This is a genomic window from Pseudomonas sp. UYIF39, assembly GCF_029963765.1.
Lineage (GTDB): Bacteria > Pseudomonadota > Gammaproteobacteria > Pseudomonadales > Pseudomonadaceae > Aquipseudomonas.
Genome location: NZ_JALBYU010000021.1, coordinates 83094 through 99640, shown reverse-complemented (window position 1 = coordinate 99640; position 16547 = coordinate 83094). Strand labels below are relative to the sequence as shown.

Below are 16547 nucleotides of genomic sequence, written 5' to 3'. Positions count from 1 at the left end.
CTCATTGCGGGGCTTCTTCATTCAGCGCCTGATCAGGCAGCCGGCTCCAACTCAGCGCTGGCAGTGACAGCGGCAGTAGTAGGCACTACCGCTTGACCGCTCAACGCCAGATCCAGCAACTCACGGTTGGCCACTGCATACATGGCGTAATCAGTGCCGCTGGCGGCACGGATTTCTACCAGCATGGTGCGCCAGCGTTCGATCATGCCTTTGTGCTCTTCCATCCACAGCTCCAGACGGGTTTCCACGTCCTGGGTGCCGTCGCCCTGTTGCAGGACGGAGATGGTGATCGCACGCTGTTGCCAATCGACGTCATCGCGGAACGCTTCACGGGCCAGGGCCTGCCAGTTGTTTTCAACCGGCAGAGCGCTGATCTGTTGCAGGTACCAGGTGATGTCCAGCGCGCTGCCGACAGCGAAGTAAGCCTTCGCCACGTCAGCTGCGTTCTGACCGGTCACGTCGGACGCTTCGATGATCGGCAGCAAGGTGTACAGGTGAGTGGTACCTGCAACCATGCGTGCCAGCAACTCAGGAACGCCAGCCGCAACGTACGCCTGATAACGGGTCTGCCAGCCTTCGCGAGTCGGGCCTTCCAGCAGTTCGTCGAGCTTGAGCCCCAGCGCTGCCAGATGTGGACCGAAGTGCGCGACGTCACGGGCAGCATTCTGCTCGTTGCGACGGCTGCGCAGGAACCAGCGCGTAGCGCGACGGCCCAGACGCATCAGCTCATCCATCAGCTCCAGTTGCACGTCAGCGGAAACCTGGTAGTCCAGGGCTTCGATCTGACGGAACCAATGCGGGAGATGGAAGATATCCCGAACAATTACATAGGCACCCACAACATTCGCCGGGCTCATGCCGGTCGACTCTTTCAGTCGTTGAACGAAGGTGATGCCCATGTGGTTGACCAGATCGTTGGCGATCTGGGTGCTGACGATCTCGCGCTTCAGACGGTGACGACGCATGGCTTCGGAGAACTTGCTCACCAGCGACGGAGGGAAAGCGGTTTCCATGTCGCGGGTCAGGTAATCGTCGTCCGGCACCAGGGAGTTGAGCAGCGCTTCCTTGAGGTCGATCTTGCTGTAGGAGATCAGCACCGAGAGTTCGGCACGGGTCAGGCCATGGCCAACCGCAACGCGCTCGTTGATCGCTTCTTCCGCCGGCAGGAACTCGATGGCGCGATCCAGCTTGCCGCGGCCCTCCAGGTCGTTCATCAGACGCTTGTATTCGGCAATTCGCGGCAAGGCACGACGGGCGGCCAGGGACAGCGCCTGAGTCTGCTTGTAGTTGTTGCCGAGCACCAGATTGCCCACTTCGTCGGTCATGCTCGCCAGCAACTGGTTACGTTGCTTGTCGGTCATGTCGCCGGCCTGAACCACTTCGTTCAGCAGGATCTTGATGTTCACTTCGTGGTCAGAGCAGTCCACACCACCGGCGTTGTCGATGAAGTCGGTGTTGGAACCGCCGCCATTGAGGCCGAACTCGACACGACCCAGCTGGGTCATACCGAGGTTACCGCCCTCGCCCACGACTTTGCAGCGCAATTCGTTGCCGTTCACGCGCAGTGCATCGTTGGCCTTGTCGCCGACATCGGCGTGGCTTTCGCTGCTGGCTTTGACGTAAGTACCGATACCGCCGTTCCACAACAGATCCACCGGTGCCTTGAGCAAGGCGTTCAGCAGTTCGGTCGGGGTCAGCTTGTCAGCCTGAATGTCGAAGCGCTCTTTCATCTGCGGGGAAATCGCGATGCTTTTCGCGCTACGGGAGAAGATCCCGCCGCCTTCGGACATGATGCTGGTGTCGTAATCCGACCAGGCCGAACGCGGCAGGTCGAACAGGCGCTGACGCTCGGCGAAGCTGTTGGCAGGCTCCGGGTTCGGGTCGATGAAGATGTGCAGGTGGTTGAACGCTGCGACCAGTTGCAGCTTGTCGGACATCAACAAGCCGTTACCGAACACGTCACCGGCCATGTCGCCGACGCCGACCACCGTGATGTTGTCTTCCTGAACATTGATGCCGCGTTCGCGGAAGTGACGCTGAACGCCAACCCACGCGCCCTTGGCGGTGATGCCCATTTTCTTGTGGTCGTAACCGGCCGAGCCACCCGATGCGAACGCATCGCCGAGCCAGAAGCCGTAGTCGATGGCGATACCGTTGGCGATGTCGGAGAAGGTTGCAGTGCCCTTGTCCGCTGCCACCACCAGGTACGGGTCATCGTCGTCATGACGCACGACGTTGGCCGGCGGTACCAGCGCGCCGTCTTTCAGGTTGTCGGTGATGTCCAACAGGCCCGAGATGAAGATGCGGTAGCAGGCGATGCCCTCGGCCGCGATCTCGTCTCGACCGCCACCCAGTGGCAGGCGACGCGGCAGGAAGCCGCCCTTGGCGCCCACCGGCACGATGACCGAGTTCTTCACTTGCTGGGCTTTTACCAGGCCCAGGACTTCGGTGCGGTAGTCTTCTTCACGATCAGACCAGCGCAGACCACCGCGAGCAACGTTGCCGAAGCGCAGGTGCACGCCTTCGACGCGTGGCGAGTAAACGAAGATTTCGAACTTCGGTACTGGCTTCGGCAGCTCTGGAATCTGGTGCGGGTTGAACTTGAAGCTGAAGTAGGACTTGTTCTGACCGTGCGCGTCGGTCTGGTAGAAGTTGGTCCGCAGGGTGGCCTTGATCAGGTCCAGGTAGCGACGCAGGATACGGTCTTCGTTCAACACCTGGACGTCGTCCAGTGCACTCAGAATCGCGTGTTCCAGACGTTGCTGCTTGTCTTCCAGATCGTCAGTACCGAGCTTGCGGGCCAGGTAGAAACGGGTTTTGAACAACCGGGTCAACTCGCGAGCGATGTCGGTGTGGTTATTCAGGGTGCTGGCGATGTAACCCAGGTCGAAGCCCAGGCGAATCTGCTTCATGTAACGGGCATAGGCACGCAGCAGCGCGACATCGCGCCATGGCAGGCCGGCGGTCAGCACCAGGCGGTTGAACGCATCGTTCTCGGCATCGCCACGCACGATGTGGACGAACGCGTCCTGCAAGGTGTCGTTGAGTTGCTGGATGTCGAGTTCCAGGCCTTCAGCGGCGGTGAACGCGAAATCGTGAATCCAGAACTCGCGGCCATTGTTGTGACGCAGGCGATACGGGAATTCACCCAGCACGCGCAGGCCAAGGTTTTCCAGGATTGGCAGCACGTCGGACAACGCCAGCGGCGTATCGGCGTGATACAGCTTGCAGTGCAGCTCGCGCTGACCGGAGACCTGACCCAGTGGCTGATAGAAGCTCATCACCAGCGGATTGGATTCTTTCAGGCTCAGCAGGTGCTGCATGTCAACCACAGCCGAATGCGCGGCGAAACGCTCGCGGTAACCGGCCGGGAAGCCTTTCGGGAAGTCAGCCAGCACGTTGGTGCCGTGGGCTTCGCCGAAGCTTTCGACGACCAGGCTCGCGTAGTCGTCCTGCCAGCTGCGGCAGGCCTGTACCACTTCTTTTTCCAGCAGAACCGGGTCGATGTCCAGACGGTTCTTCGGATCGACGCGCAGAATCAGTTGCACGCGGGCCAGCACGGACTCGGAGAAGAAGGTCCAGAACTCACAGTCCGAGGCTTTAAGGCGATCCATCAGCACTTGCTGGATCTTCTGGCGCACTTCGGTGGAGTAGATGTCACGCGGCACGTAGGCCAGGCAGTAGCAGAAGCGGCCGTACGGGTCTTTGCGCAGGAATACGCGAATCTTGTTGCGTTCCTGGATCTGCACGATCGACATCACGGTGGCAAACAGTTCGTCGACCGGGGTCTGGAACAGATCGTCGCGCGGCAGCACTTCAACCACCTGAGCCAGTTCCTTGCCCAAGTGAGCCTTGGCCTGGAAGCCGGAACGGCGTTCGATTTCTTCGACCTTGCGGCGGATGTACGGGATGACCCGCACGCTCTCGCCATACACCGACGAGGTGTACAGGCCCATGAAACGGCATTCCTTGATGACGTTGCCGTCCGCGTCGATCTCACGGATCGACACGTAATCCGGGTAAGCCGGACGGTGTACACGGCTTGGGTGCGCAGCCTTGGCGAACGACAGCAGGGTCGGTTCGCGCAGGTAGTTCACGGCGTAGTCTTCGATGCGCAGGTCATCGTAGGTCAGGCCGGTGCGCAGCAATTTTGTCAGGCCGAGGAAGGAGTCCTGGTCGTAGACGATGTGGCCGCCGTCGGCTTCATCGCGAACCACGAATTCTTCATAGCCGAGGAAGGTGAAGTGGTTGCCCACCAGCCATTCCAGGAAGCTTTTTATTTCGGCTTTTTCTTCAGAATCGACAGCGAACTGGCTGTTGTCCAGGCCGGTGAGGATTTCCTGGACCTTGGCTTTCATCGGTTCGAAATCGGCGACCGCGACGCGGACTTCACCGAGAACCTGTTCCAGTTCCTTGCTCAGGACATTCAGTTCGGCCGAGTTGGCACAACGGTCGATTTCCAGGTACATCAACGACTCTTGCAGCACGTCGTCGCCCTGGGTGCCTTTCGGCAGGATTTCCAGCAGCTCGCCCTTGCTGCCGCGACGCACGCTCAGCACAGTGGTTTGCAGGGTGTGGATGCTGTAGCCGCGACGGTTCAGCTCGGTGCGTACCGAATCAACCAGAAATGGCAAGTCGTGGTGCAGCACTTCGACCGCGGTGTGGGTCGACTGCCAGCCGTGACGTTCGTAATCGGGGTTGTAGACGCGCACTTGCGGTTGCGCGTGATCGAAGCGCTCAAGCAGGCGCCACGCAGAAAGGGTGCAGCCGGCGAGGTCGGATAACCGACGCTGGGTCAGCTCGTCCAGGGAAATGATGCCGAAAAATTGTTCCGCGAACAGCGCCACTTGTGGCAGTGCCTGTTCACTGATGTGCTGGGCCAGTGCCGCTTGCAGTTGGTGCTGGAAGTCGGCTTTGCTGGCTGCGGTGAAGAACGCCATCTGTGGTACTCCGCTTGGGCTTGTTATTGATGGAAGCGTCGCGTGCAAACCCCTTTCGGGGCGATCCGTCACCCTGTTCCTGATTCTCGGGCAGAGGAAACAGGATGACAGGTGGGTGAAGCTGGACGAGACACTCAGGTCACATTCACCTTCCATGAATGGGCATCTGCAAAAACGACTGGGCAAGGTGCAGCGCAATGTCTTTACAGGTGCTCATCCGTTGCGCAGCTTAACGAGTGCGGCAAGCCCCGTGCTTGCAGCGCTGCGACATATTCGGTCATCGGTACGCAGCTTGCGCCTTGTGCATCGAACAACACTAGCAGCCGCACGGCAAAACGGGGGGTTTAAGCCCGGTTTTGCGGCACATCCGTACCAGAAATGACCAGCAACACCCCAGATGTTCACGACACATCCTCTGACACTCAGGCGAGCAGAAATTCCCGAGGGCTGGCAGAATCGCCCTTTGTTCGTCTTCACAACGCTCGTCGAGCCAGGAATTCCCCATGCAAATGACCACCGCCCTCTTGATCGTCAACCCGTGCGACGACGAAGAAGACAACATGGCCATGCTCTGCTGCCACAGCGATCAGGGCGATATGTTCCTGATGACCCGCTACCCGGACGAGGACGCGCTGGACATCACCCTCGACGGCGAGCCTTCGACGCTGGACGGCGTGAAAGTCACCCTCAGCCCTACCCGCCTGCTGATTGAAATCGCGGCGGCGGATGCGGATGCGCTGAATGGTGATGATTCGCTGGAAATCATTCACAGTACGGATGCTGGCGATCTGGCTGAGGTCGAGGAAACCTTGCAAAATATCCTCAAGGTGACTGGCACCTATATAAGCGAGATTTGAGGGTGCCTTGACCGGCCTCATCGCGAGCAGGCTCGCTCCCACAGGTTTTACGTCGTATCGGGATTATTTGGCGCGCAGGGTTTTCACGCCTTCGCTGGTGCCCAGCAGCAGCAAATCCGCTGGACGTGCCGCGAACAAACCGTTGGTGACCACGCCGACGATGGCATTGATCTGCGTCTCCAGCTCCACCGGGTTGGTGATCTGCATGTTGAACACGTCGAGGATGATGTTGCCGTTGTCGGTCAGCACGCCTTCGCGGTAGACCGGGTCGCCACCGAGTTTTACCAGCTCGCGGGCCACGTGGCTGCGGGCCATCGGGATCACTTCCACCGGCAACGGGAACGCACCGAGCACCGGCACCAGTTTGCTGGCGTCGGCGATGCAGATGAAGGTCTTGGCCACAGCCGCCACAATCTTCTCGCGGGTCAGGGCTGCGCCGCCGCCCTTGATCAGGTTCAGGTGCTCGTCGCTTTCATCGGCGCCGTCGACGTAGAACTCCAGGTCGCTGACGGTGTTCAGCTCATACACCGGAATGCCGTGGCCCTTGAGGCGGGCAGCGGTGGCTTCGGAACTGGCGACTGCGCCGTCGAACGCGCCTTTGTGTTTGGCCAGTGCATCGATGAAGCAGTTGGCGGTGGAGCCGGTGCCGACGCCGACGATGCTCTTGTCGTCGAGTTTCGGGAGGATGAAGTCGACGGCGGCCTGAGCCACTGCCTGTTTGAGTTGATCCTGGGTCATGCGGGCTCCGAAGCGGGCAAGGGAAGAACGGAAAGGCCGGCATTATAGCCCCATGCCGGGTTAAAACCTCTTGATTCGTGTGGTCGCTCAGGCAAAAGCCGGGTTAGACTCGTTGGCCCTGCCCAACCCGCTCAGTGATGCTTTCCGATGCTTGAACAGTACGTCAAAAAGATCCTCACCTCGCGCGTTTATGACGTTGCCGTAGAAACCCCATTGCAGACTGCCCGCCAGCTCTCCGAGCGGCTGGGCAACAGTATTTTGCTCAAGCGCGAAGACTTGCAGCCGGTGTTCTCGTTCAAGATTCGCGGCGCCTACAACAAGCTTACGCAGCTTTCCGATGAAGAGCGCGCTCGCGGCGTGGTCACCGCTTCGGCGGGCAACCACGCGCAAGGCCTGGCCCTGGCGGCGAAAGTGTTGGGCGTGAAAGCGACCATCGTGATGCCCAAGACCACCCCGGAAATCAAAGTCGAAGGCGTGCGTTCGCGTGGCGGCAAAGTGGTGCTGCACGGGGATTCGTTCCCCGAAGCCCTGGCCTACTCGCTGAAACTGGTCGACGAAAAAGGCTACGTCTACATTCACCCTTACGACGATCCCCATACCATTGCCGGACAGGGCACGGTGGCGATGGAGATTCTGCGCCAGCACCCTGGCCGTCTGGACGCGATCTTCGTCCCGGTGGGCGGTGGCGGGCTGATCGCCGGGATCGCGGCGTACGTGAAGTACCTGCGGCCTGAAATCAAAATCATCGGCGTCGAGCCAGACGATTCCAACTGCCTGCAAGCGGCCATGGCCGCTGGCGAGCGCGTGATCCTGCCGACCGTGGGCCTCTTCGCCGATGGCGTTGCTGTGGCGCAGATTGGTCAGCACACCTTCGATATCTGCAAAGATTATGTCGATGAAGTGATCACCGTCAGCACCGATGAAATCTGCGCGGCGATCAAGGACATCTACGACGATACCCGCTCGATCACTGAACCTGCCGGCGCATTGGGCGTGGCCGGGATCAAGAAATACGTCGAGCAACGCGGCGTCACCGGTCACACCTTCGTGGCCATCGACTCTGGCGCCAACGTCAACTTCGACCGTCTGCGCCACGTCGCCGAGCGTGCTGAACTGGGTGAGGGCCGCGAAGCGATCATCGCCGTGACGATTCCCGAGAAGCCGGGCAGCTTCAAGGCGTTCTGTGAAGCCATCGGCAAGCGTCAGATCACCGAATTCAACTATCGCTACAACACCGGCAGCGAGGCGCACATCTTTGTTGGCGTGCAGACGCATCCGGAAAACGATCCGCGCAGTGCGCTGCTTGCCAGCCTGACCGAGCAGGGTTTTCCGGTGCTCGACCTGACCGACAACGAGTTGGCCAAGTTGCACATCCGTCATATGGTCGGCGGGCGTGCTGTTCATGTGGTCGATGAAGTGGTGCTGCGCTTTGAATTTCCGGAGCGTCCAGGTGCGCTGTTCAACTTCCTCAACAAGCTCGGCGGGCGCTGGAACATCTCGATGTTCCACTACCGCAACCATGGCGCGGCGGATGGTCGTGTGGTCGCGGGCCTGCAAGTGCCTCACGATGAACGCCATCTGGTGCCCGCAGCGCTGGAAGAAATCGGCTACCCGTACTGGGACGAAAGCGACAACCCGGCCTATCAGCTGTTTCTCGGCTGAGCGGCTACGCTGATGGCCAGGCCATAAGGAAATCGAACAATGGAAACGTTAACCGCCCTGAAAGTCGCTCATATGGTGGCGACGGTGTTGCTGCTGGTCAGCGCGCTGGGTCTGGCGATTTGGGTCTGGCGTACGCGTCGCAACGGAGACGCGACGGCTCACGCGCGTACTTTGCAACGGCCGCGGGTGTTTATCTGGCTGGTGATGGGGCTGGCGCTGCTGAGCATGCCGTTTACCGGCTGGTGGATGGTACATCTGGTGGGCTGGCCGCTGGGGCAGATCTGGTTGTTGGCTTCCAGTGTGCTTTACACCGTCGCGGCGTTGGGCTGGTTCTGGTTGCTGGTGCGGCTAAACAAGCTGCGCACTGTTCCGGGAGGCAACGGCAAGTTCACCTTCGCCCTCGCACTGTTCAGCTTTGCTTGTTTTATCGCGATTGCAGGGCTGATGGGCGCGAAGCCGGTTTAAGGCTTGGGACTGAGTCGACCCCATCGCGAGCACGCTCGCTCCCACATTGGATGTTTGAACGACTCAAATCCCCTGTGGGAGCGAGCTTGCTCGCGATGGCGGTATCAGCCGCGCAGAGTAATTACCGGCCAACCACGCTTCTCGGCTTCAGCACGCAAGTTAGGGTCCGGATCGACAGCGATCGGATGCGTCACCTGCTCCAGCAACGGAAAATCATTCATCGAGTCGCTGTAGAAATAGCTGTCCTCCAACGAATACCCGGTTTCTTCCAGCCAGCGATTCAACCGCGTCACCTTGCCTTCCCGGAAGCACGGGACGTCGGTGCTGCGCCCGGTGTAGCGGCCATCAACCATTTCACATTCCGTGGCGATCAGGGTTTCGACGCCCAGTCGCTGGGCAATCGGCCCGGTAACAAAACGGTTGGTCGCGGTGATGATCACCAACTTGTCACCCGCCTCGCGGTGCTTGGCCAGCAGTTCGAGACCCTTGGGCAATACAATCGGCTCAATGCAATCGCGCATGTAATCCAGATGCCATTGATCCAGCGTGGCCATCTCGGTGCGGCCGAGCACTTCCAGGCAGAAGTTCAGGTAGGCATCGTTATCCAGTTTGCCGGCCAGGTAATCCTGATAGAACTCATCGTTGCGCGCCTTGTAGGCGACGGCGTCGAGAAAGCCGCGCTCGCACAGGTAATCGCCCCAGGCGTGGTCACTGTCACCGCCCAAGAGCGTGTTGTCCAAGTCGAATAAAGCCAGCCGCATTGCAGTTACTCGCTGAAAAGTCTGTAGAAAGGCGTCCAGAATACGGACTTTTCACAAGAGTGCACATAAGGTAGGCCGGCTCGTTGCTGCTATCACAACCTTTGTGGAACAATGCGGCGACATGCGTTTGCGAGGTTGTTGCCGTGATCGACCCCGATGGTTTCCGCCCCAATGTCGGGATCATTCTCACGAATGATGCCGGACAGGTGCTATGGGCTCGCCGTATCAATCAAGATGCCTGGCAGTTTCCACAGGGCGGGATCAACCCCCAGGAGACGCCGGAAGACGCCTTGTACCGCGAGTTGAACGAAGAAGTGGGTCTTGAGCGCGAAGATGTTGAAATTCTCGCCTGCACCCGGGGCTGGTTGCGCTATCGTTTGCCGCAACGTCTGGTCCGCACGCACAGCCAACCGCTGTGCATCGGCCAGAAACAGAAATGGTTTCTCCTGCGCCTGGTCTCCAACGAGCAGCGGGTGCGGATGGATTTGACCGGTAAACCGGAATTCGATGGCTGGCGCTGGGTCAGCTATTGGTATCCGTTGGGCCAGGTGGTGACATTCAAGCGCGAAGTGTATCGACGCGCTCTCAAAGAGCTTGCCCCGCGCCTTTTATCGCGCGACTGACGACGGAGTTCGACCCCGAGCCATGCTCAATACGCTGCGCAAGATCGTCCAGGAAGTTAACTCCGCCAAGGATCTCAAGGCGGCGTTGGGGATTATTGTGTTGCGCGTCAAAGAGGCCATGGGCAGCCAGGTCTGCTCGGTCTACCTGCTTGACCCTGAGACCAACCGCTTCGTGCTGATGGCCACCGAGGGCTTGAACAAGCGCTCGATCGGCAAAGTCAGCATGGCACCCAACGAAGGTCTGGTTGGCCTGGTCGGCACGCGTGAAGAACCCCTGAACCTCGAAAACGCCGCGGATCACCCGCGCTACCGCTACTTCGCCGAGACCGGTGAAGAGCGCTACGCCTCATTCCTCGGGGCGCCGATCATTCACCACCGCCGCGTCGTCGGCGTGTTGGTCATTCAGCAAAAAGAACGCCGCCAGTTCGACGAAGGTGAAGAAGCCTTCCTCGTGACCATGAGCGCGCAGCTTGCCGGCGTTATCGCCCACGCCGAAGCCACCGGTTCGATCCGTGGGCTGGGCCGTCAGGGCAAGGGCATCCAGGAAGCCAAGTTCATCGGCGTACCGGGTTCGCCGGGTGCGGCGGTCGGTACCGCGGTGGTCATGCTGCCGCCGGCCGATCTGGACGTGGTGCCCGACAAGACCATCACCGACATCGCCGCCGAACTCGGGCTGTTCAAGACCGCCATCGAAGGCGTGCGCGCCGACATGCGTGCCTTGTCCGCCAAGCTGGCGAACCAGTTGCGCCCGGAAGAGCGCGCGCTGTTCGATGTCTATTTGATGATGCTCGACGATGCCTCGCTCGGCAGCGAAATCACCACCGTGATCAAGACCGGCCAGTGGGCCCAGGGCGCGTTGCGTCAGGTGGTCACCGAACACGTCAACCGTTTCGAATTGATGGACGACGCCTACCTGCGTGAGCGCGCCTCCGACGTCAAAGACCTTGGTCGCCGCTTGCTGGCTTACTTGCAGGAAGAGCGTCAACAGACCCTGGTCTACCCCGACAACACCATTCTGATCAGCGAAGAACTGACGCCGGCGATGCTCGGCGAGGTGCCGGAAGGCAAGCTGGTCGGTCTGGTGTCGGTACTCGGTTCCGGCAACTCCCACGTGGCGATCCTGGCACGCGCCATGGGTATCCCGACGGTGATGGGCCTGGTCGATCTGCCGTATTCCAAAGTCGACGGCATCCAGATGATCGTCGACGGCTACCACGGCGAGGTCTACACCAACCCCAGCGAAGTGCTGCGCAAGCAGTTCGCCGAAGTGGTCGAGGAAGAGAAGCAACTGGCCCTCGGGCTGGATGCGCTGCGGGACTTGCCGTGCGTGACTCTCGATGGCCATCGCATGCCGCTGTGGGTCAACACCGGCCTGTTGGCGGATGTGGCGCGGGCGCAGAAGCGTGGTGCTGAAGGCGTCGGCCTGTACCGCACCGAAGTGCCGTTCATGATCAACCAGCGCTTCCCGAGTGAAAAAGAGCAGCTGGCAATCTATCGCGAGCAACTCGCCGCGTTCCACCCGCAACCGGTGACCATGCGCAGCCTTGACATCGGCGGCGACAAGTCGCTGTCGTACTTCCCGATCAAGGAAGACAACCCGTTCCTCGGCTGGCGCGGCATTCGCGTCACGCTCGACCACCCGGAAATCTTCCTGGTGCAGACACGCGCCATGCTCAAGGCCAGCGAAGGCTTGAACAACCTGCGGATCCTGCTGCCGATGATCTCCGGCACTCACGAACTGGAAGAAGCCCTGCACCTGATTCACCGGGCCTGGGGCGAAGTCCGCGACGAAGGCTGTGACGTGCCTATGCCGCCGATCGGCGTGATGATCGAAATTCCGGCGGCGGTTTATCAGACCAAGGAACTGGCGCGGCAAGTGGACTTCCTGTCGGTCGGCTCCAACGACCTGACCCAGTACCTGTTGGCGGTGGACCGAAACAACCCGCGTGTAGCCGACCTCTACGATTACCTGCACCCAGCGGTGCTGCAAGCCCTTCAGAGCGTCGTGCGTGACGCTCATGCCGAAGGCAAGCCAGTGAGCATCTGCGGTGAGATGGCCGGCGATCCGGCGGCGGCGGTGCTGTTGATGGCGATGGGCTTCGACAGCCTGTCAATGAACGCCACCAACTTGCCGAAAGTGAAGTGGATGTTGCGTCAGATCAACCTGAGCAAGGCCAAGGAATTGCTCGCCGAGCTGATGACCATCGACAACCCGCAAGTTATCCACAGCTCGCTGCAATTGGCGCTGAAGAACCTTGGGTTGGCGCGGATGATTAATCCGGCTTCGGCTAAAACCCTCTAAACGCTGATGGCCCCATCGCGAGCAAGCTCGCTCCCACATTGGATTTGTGATCGACGCAAATCCCCTGTGGGAGCGAGCTTGCTCGCGATGGGGCCAGCCCTGACAACACCAATCTAAACCCTGATCTCCACTTCCCCCAAATGCCCGCCATACGGCCCAAAACTCCGCTCAACCATCCACCGCGTCCCATCCGCCTGAACAATCAACGCCGTACTCGCCCGCGTCCCATAAGTCGGACTGGCAATAAACACACTCGACAGCAACGTCTCGGTGGCCAACCCGACCCCGGTATCCGGCAGTTCGGCAAATGGCGCCGTCTGCGGATCATTCAGCAACGCCAATAAAGCCTGGGGTTGCGGATCTTCCAGCACTTCCTCCAGCGCTTCCCGCGCCTTGAGCAGTTTCGGCCACGGCGTATCCAGCCCCGCGTTCGACAACCCATAAACCCCCGGTGGCAGCATCACGGCCTCAGTCTCCCGGGCATTGAAGTGCCACAGTTCGTTGGCATTGCCGATCAGCAGGTTAAACCCGGCATATTCCAGCGAACGTGCAACAACGTCGCTCAAATAGTCATCTATTGGCAAATCCCCGCTAAGAAATCGCGCCACCAACTCGCCTCGCGACTTGCGAGCGGGCGGCTGGTGCGGATCGCGAATATTGGTCAACGCAGCGAAGCGTCCATGGGCGCCAACACCGAGCCAGGTGCCTCCGGCCTCCAGATCGCGACCGGCATGCACGTGCGGTGCTTCGGGCCATTGCGCCAGCGGCAGGCTGGGCCGGGCATAGAACTCGTCGCGGTTGGCCGCCACGATCAGCGGCTGGGCGTGACCCGGTCGCCAAGCGAAAACAATCAGGCACATAAGGCAGTCCTTGTGTGTTTTCTGCCCACTCTACTCAGTCATCGTGTGGGTATCCATCGCCATCCAGTGGAGCTTAAGGCCATGCATCCGTTACCATGCCGCTCTCATTTGGGGATGCGCATGGAATTTCTGCTCTATCTGGCGCTCGGCGCCTGTGCAGGTGTGCTGGCCGGGCTGTTCGGGGTCGGCGGCGGGATCATTATCGTTCCGGTGCTGGTTTACAGTTTCAAGCTGCAAGGGTTCGATCCTTCGATCCTCACGCACCTGGCGATCGGCACGTCCCTTGCGACAATCATATTTACCTCGGTCAATGCGATCCGCGAACATCACCGTCGCGGTGCTGTGCGTTGGCCGATTTTTGTCTGGATGACCCTCGGTATTCTCATCGGTGCCGGTTTCGGCGCGCTGACGGCTGAAGCGATCTCCGGGCCCAACCTGCAGAAAATCATTGGCGTCTTTGCGCTGGTCATCGCTGCGCAACTGGCACTGGATTTCAAACCCAAGGCCAGTCGAACGGTGCCGGGTAAAGTCGGTCTGACCGTGGCGGGCAGTGTGATTGGCTGGGCTTCGGCGATTTTCGGGATTGGCGGCGGCTCACTGACGGTGCCGTTCCTGACCTGGCGCAGCGTGCCGATGCAGCAAGCGGTGGCGACTTCATCCGCCTGCGGCTTGCCGATTGCCTTGTCCAGTGCATTATTTTTCATGATTCTGGGCTGGCACGATCCGTTGCTGCCGGCCCATAGTCTCGGTTTTGTTTATTTGCCGGCGTTGCTGGGGATCGCCCTGACCAGCATGTTCTTCGCCCGGCTCGGCGCACGACTGGCTCACAGCCTGTCGCCGAAGTTGCTGAAAAGACTGTTCGCCGCTTTGCTGTTCTGCGTGGGCCTGAACTTTTTGCTCTGACGCCCCGAAATCCTGACTTAATCCTGGCGTGACAGCGTCGCCCGGGAATTTTGAAAGTTTCAACTCTAACAAGGAGTCGCAATGCTGCCTTACCCGCAGATCGACCCGGTGGCATTGGCCATCGGTCCGCTGAAAATCCACTGGTACGGCTTGATGTACCTGATCGGCATCGGCGGCGCCTGGCTGCTGGCGTCGCGCCGGTTGAACCGCTTCGACCCCACCTGGAGTAAAGAGAAACTCTCCGACATGGTGTTCTGGATGTCGATGGGGGTCATCGTCGGTGGCCGGCTGGGCTATGTGCTGTTCTACGATCTGAGTGCTTATATCGCCAACCCGCTGTTGATCTTTGAAGTGTGGAAGGGTGGCATGTCGTTCCACGGCGGGTTCATCGGCGTGATGCTGGCCGCGTTGTGGTTCGGTAAAAAGAACGGCAAGTCGTTCTTCCAGCTGATGGACTTCGTCGCACCGATGGTGCCGATCGGTCTGGGCGCCGGACGGATCGGCAACTTCATCAACGCCGAGTTGTGGGGCAAGGCCACCGATGTGCCGTGGGCGATGGTCTTCCCGACCGATCCGGCGCAACTGGCGCGTCACCCGTCGCAGCTGTACCAGTTCGCGCTTGAAGGCGTGGCGCTGTTCGCCATTCTCTGGTTGTTCTCGCGCAAGCCGCGGCCGACCATGGCGGTGTCCGGGATGTTCGCGCTGTTCTATGGCATCTTCCGTTTCATCGTCGAATTCGTCCGCGTACCGGACGCGCAACTGGGCTATCTGGCCTGGAACTGGCTGACTATGGGTCAGGTACTTTGCGTACCGATGATCGTCGGCGGTCTGTACCTGATCTGGCTGGCGTATCACCGTGCACCGGCGGCTCCAGCGGCGGCCGTATAAATTCGAACCCCGGGGCGACGGTCCCGGGTTCAAGGACACAGGTAACTCATGAAGCAATATCTCGAACTGGTGGCCCACGTCATCAAGAACGGCACCAAACAGGCCAACCGCACTGGCGTGAACACCATCAGCTTCCCTGGCGCGATGCTGCGTTATGACCTGAAGGAAGGTTTCCCGGCGATCACCACGCGCAAGATGGCCTTCAAATCAGCCATCGGCGAGATGTGTGGTTTTCTGCGCGGGGTGAACAACGCCGCCGAGTTCCGTGCCTTGGGCTGCAAGGTCTGGGATCAGAACGCCAACGAAAACGCCCAGTGGCTGGCCAACCCGTTCCGTCAGGGCGAAGACGACCTTGGCGAGATCTACGGCGTGCAATGGCGCAAATGGCCGGCGTACAAGCAGATCCCGGTCAGTAACCAGGCGGCCATCGAACAAACCCTGAGCCAGGGCTACCGCCAAATCGCTGAAGGCGAAGAAGACGGTCAAGCCTATGTGGTGCTGTACAAGGCGATCGACCAGATCCGCCAATGCGTCGACACCATCATCAAGGACCCGGGCAGCCGCCGCATCCTGTTCCACGGCTGGAACGTCGCCCAGCTCGATGAAATGGCCCTGCCGCCGTGCCACTTGCTGTACCAGTTCCACCCGAACGTCGAGACCAAAGAGATTTCTTTGACTCTGTACATCCGCTCCAATGATTTGGGCCTGGGCACGCCGTTCAACCTCACCGAAGGCGCCGCGCTGCTGAGCCTGATCGGTCGCCTGACCGGCTACACGCCGCGCTGGTTCACCTATTTCATCGGCGACGCCCACGTCTACGAAAACCATTTGGACATGCTCAATGAACAGCTCAAGCGCGAGCCGTTCCCGATGCCGAAACTGGTGATCAGCGACCGTGTGCCGGAGTTTGCCAAGACCGGTGTTTATCAGCCTGAGTGGCTGGAGTTGATCGAGCCGAGCGATTTTTCGCTGGAAGGTTACGAGCACCACGCGCCGATGACCGCGCCGATGGCGGTCTGAAGAACTACCGCTGACCTGTGGGAGCAAGCTCGCTCCCACAGGGGGTATGAGGTGTTTTTAGTGGCCGTGACTGCGGCCAACATGGGAATGCTCAACCTCTGTCGCCACAACCCCGCCGCTCACTTCAAGCCGCTGCAAAATCCCGCATTGATCAATTTCCGGCCCTTCGCCACAGCGTTGGCGAAGGTCGAGCAGTTGTGTCTGTAACGCCATCAACCCATCGATCCGCGCTTTGACGTGATGAATGTGTTCGTCGATCAACGCATTCACGCTTTCGCACTGATCCTGCGGACTGTCGCGCAGGGCCAGCAGGCTGCGGATTTCTTCCAGCGTCATGTCGAGGGTGCGGCAGTTGCGGATGAAGGTCAGGCGCTCGGCGTGGGCCTGGGTGTAGACGCGGTAGTTGCCGTCGCTGCGGGCTGGCTCCGGCAGCAGGTTTTCGCGCTCGTAGTAGCGGATGGTTTCCACGGCGCAGTCGGTGAGTTTGGCCAGTTCTCCGATCTTCATGACGGCAATCTCCAGATGGGT

Annotated in this window: 13 protein-coding genes; 8 read left to right on the top strand and 5 right to left on the bottom strand. The window is 60.1% G+C overall.

Annotated features, from left to right (window positions below; translation table 11 throughout):
- Window positions 1-32 precede the first annotated feature (32 nt).
- Window positions 33-4940: an NAD-glutamate dehydrogenase gene (locus MO767_RS23815; protein ID WP_282482503.1), complete on the bottom strand. Its 4908-nt coding sequence runs from the start codon at window positions 4938-4940 to the stop codon at window positions 33-35.
- A gap of 503 nt (window positions 4941-5443) precedes the next feature.
- Here MO767_RS23815 and MO767_RS23810 point away from each other — a divergent pair.
- Entirely contained in the window at window positions 5444-5797 is a 354-nt protein-coding gene (locus tag MO767_RS23810; RefSeq protein WP_282482502.1) for a hypothetical protein, read from the top strand.
- Window positions 5798-5860: 63 nt separating this feature from the next.
- Here the strand turns inward: MO767_RS23810 and rpiA are convergent, their stop codons facing one another.
- Window positions 5861-6535, bottom strand: a complete 675-nt coding sequence (gene rpiA, locus MO767_RS23805; RefSeq protein ID WP_134420752.1) for a ribose-5-phosphate isomerase RpiA — start codon at window positions 6533-6535, stop codon at window positions 5861-5863.
- A gap of 147 nt (window positions 6536-6682) precedes the next feature.
- Here rpiA and ilvA point away from each other — a divergent pair, with 147 nt between their 5' ends.
- Together ilvA and MO767_RS23795 are read left to right on the top strand one after the other, a co-directional pair.
- A complete protein-coding gene (ilvA, locus tag MO767_RS23800) occupies window positions 6683-8197 on the top strand; it encodes a threonine ammonia-lyase, biosynthetic (protein ID WP_282482501.1) in 1515 nt (504 codons plus the stop codon).
- Window positions 8198-8236: 39 nt separating this feature from the next.
- Window positions 8237-8662: a DUF2269 domain-containing protein gene (locus tag MO767_RS23795; RefSeq protein ID WP_282482500.1), complete on the top strand. Its 426-nt coding sequence runs from the start codon at window positions 8237-8239 to the stop codon at window positions 8660-8662.
- A 104-nt stretch (window positions 8663-8766) separates the two neighbouring features.
- On the opposite strand, the gene MO767_RS23790 is transcribed toward MO767_RS23795, so the two are convergent.
- Entirely contained in the window at window positions 8767-9423 is a 657-nt protein-coding gene (locus MO767_RS23790; RefSeq protein WP_129440255.1) for an HAD family hydrolase, read from the bottom strand.
- Between the two features lie 143 nt (window positions 9424-9566).
- Here MO767_RS23790 and MO767_RS23785 point away from each other — a divergent pair, with 143 nt between their 5' ends.
- Window positions 9567-10046 (top strand): RNA pyrophosphohydrolase, encoded by a 480-nt coding sequence (locus MO767_RS23785; protein WP_008150514.1) that lies wholly within the window; start codon window positions 9567-9569, stop codon window positions 10044-10046.
- Window positions 10047-10068: 22 nt separating this feature from the next.
- On the top strand, window positions 10069-12348 hold the full coding sequence (gene ptsP / locus MO767_RS23780) for a phosphoenolpyruvate--protein phosphotransferase (protein ID WP_033060547.1): 2280 nt from the start codon (window positions 10069-10071) through the stop codon (window positions 12346-12348).
- A 113-nt stretch (window positions 12349-12461) separates the two neighbouring features.
- On the opposite strand, the gene MO767_RS23775 is transcribed toward ptsP, so the two are convergent.
- Entirely contained in the window at window positions 12462-13208 is a 747-nt protein-coding gene (locus MO767_RS23775) for an NRDE family protein (protein WP_282482499.1), read from the bottom strand.
- 120 nt (window positions 13209-13328) lie between these two features.
- On the opposite strand from MO767_RS23775, the gene MO767_RS23770 reads away from it, so the two are divergent.
- The 3 genes from MO767_RS23770 to MO767_RS23760 all read left to right on the top strand — a co-directional run bounded on the left by MO767_RS23770 (window position 13329) and on the right by MO767_RS23760 (window position 16019).
- Window positions 13329-14111 carry a sulfite exporter TauE/SafE family protein gene (locus MO767_RS23770; protein WP_282482498.1) on the top strand — a complete coding sequence of 261 codons (783 nt, stop codon included), beginning with the start codon at window positions 13329-13331 and terminating at the stop codon, window positions 14109-14111.
- Between the two features lie 81 nt (window positions 14112-14192).
- Window positions 14193-14999 (top strand): prolipoprotein diacylglyceryl transferase, encoded by an 807-nt coding sequence (lgt, locus tag MO767_RS23765; protein ID WP_111448409.1) that lies wholly within the window; start codon window positions 14193-14195, stop codon window positions 14997-14999.
- A 48-nt stretch (window positions 15000-15047) separates the two neighbouring features.
- Window positions 15048-16019 carry a thymidylate synthase gene (locus tag MO767_RS23760; protein ID WP_033060541.1) on the top strand — a complete coding sequence of 324 codons (972 nt, stop codon included), beginning with the start codon at window positions 15048-15050 and terminating at the stop codon, window positions 16017-16019.
- A gap of 57 nt (window positions 16020-16076) precedes the next feature.
- Here MO767_RS23760 and cadR read toward each other — a convergent pair whose 3' ends face one another.
- Complete coding sequence (gene cadR, locus MO767_RS23755; protein ID WP_282482497.1) at window positions 16077-16526, bottom strand: Cd(II)/Pb(II)-responsive transcriptional regulator; 450 nt, start codon at window positions 16524-16526, stop codon at window positions 16077-16079.
- Window positions 16527-16547: the final 21 nt, after the last annotated feature.

Coding starts and splice junctions, on each gene's coding strand:
- rpiA (WP_134420752.1), bottom strand. CDS start 6,535: ATGACCCAGGATCAACTCAAACAGGCAGTGGCTCAGGCCGCCGTCGAC.
- MO767_RS23810 (WP_282482502.1), top strand. CDS start 5,444: ATGCAAATGACCACCGCCCTCTTGATCGTCAACCCGTGCGACGACGAA.
- lgt (WP_111448409.1), top strand. CDS start 14,193: ATGCTGCCTTACCCGCAGATCGACCCGGTGGCATTGGCCATCGGTCCG.
- ilvA (WP_282482501.1), top strand. CDS start 6,683: ATGCTTGAACAGTACGTCAAAAAGATCCTCACCTCGCGCGTTTATGAC.
- MO767_RS23775 (WP_282482499.1), bottom strand. CDS start 13,208: ATGTGCCTGATTGTTTTCGCTTGGCGACCGGGTCACGCCCAGCCGCTG.
- MO767_RS23815 (WP_282482503.1), bottom strand. CDS start 4,940: ATGGCGTTCTTCACCGCAGCCAGCAAAGCCGACTTCCAGCACCAACTG.
- ptsP (WP_033060547.1), top strand. CDS start 10,069: ATGCTCAATACGCTGCGCAAGATCGTCCAGGAAGTTAACTCCGCCAAG.
- MO767_RS23790 (WP_129440255.1), bottom strand. CDS start 9,423: ATGCGGCTGGCTTTATTCGACTTGGACAACACGCTCTTGGGCGGTGAC.
- MO767_RS23770 (WP_282482498.1), top strand. CDS start 13,329: ATGGAATTTCTGCTCTATCTGGCGCTCGGCGCCTGTGCAGGTGTGCTG.
- MO767_RS23795 (WP_282482500.1), top strand. CDS start 8,237: ATGGAAACGTTAACCGCCCTGAAAGTCGCTCATATGGTGGCGACGGTG.
- MO767_RS23760 (WP_033060541.1), top strand. CDS start 15,048: ATGAAGCAATATCTCGAACTGGTGGCCCACGTCATCAAGAACGGCACC.
- cadR (WP_282482497.1), bottom strand. CDS start 16,526: ATGAAGATCGGAGAACTGGCCAAACTCACCGACTGCGCCGTGGAAACC.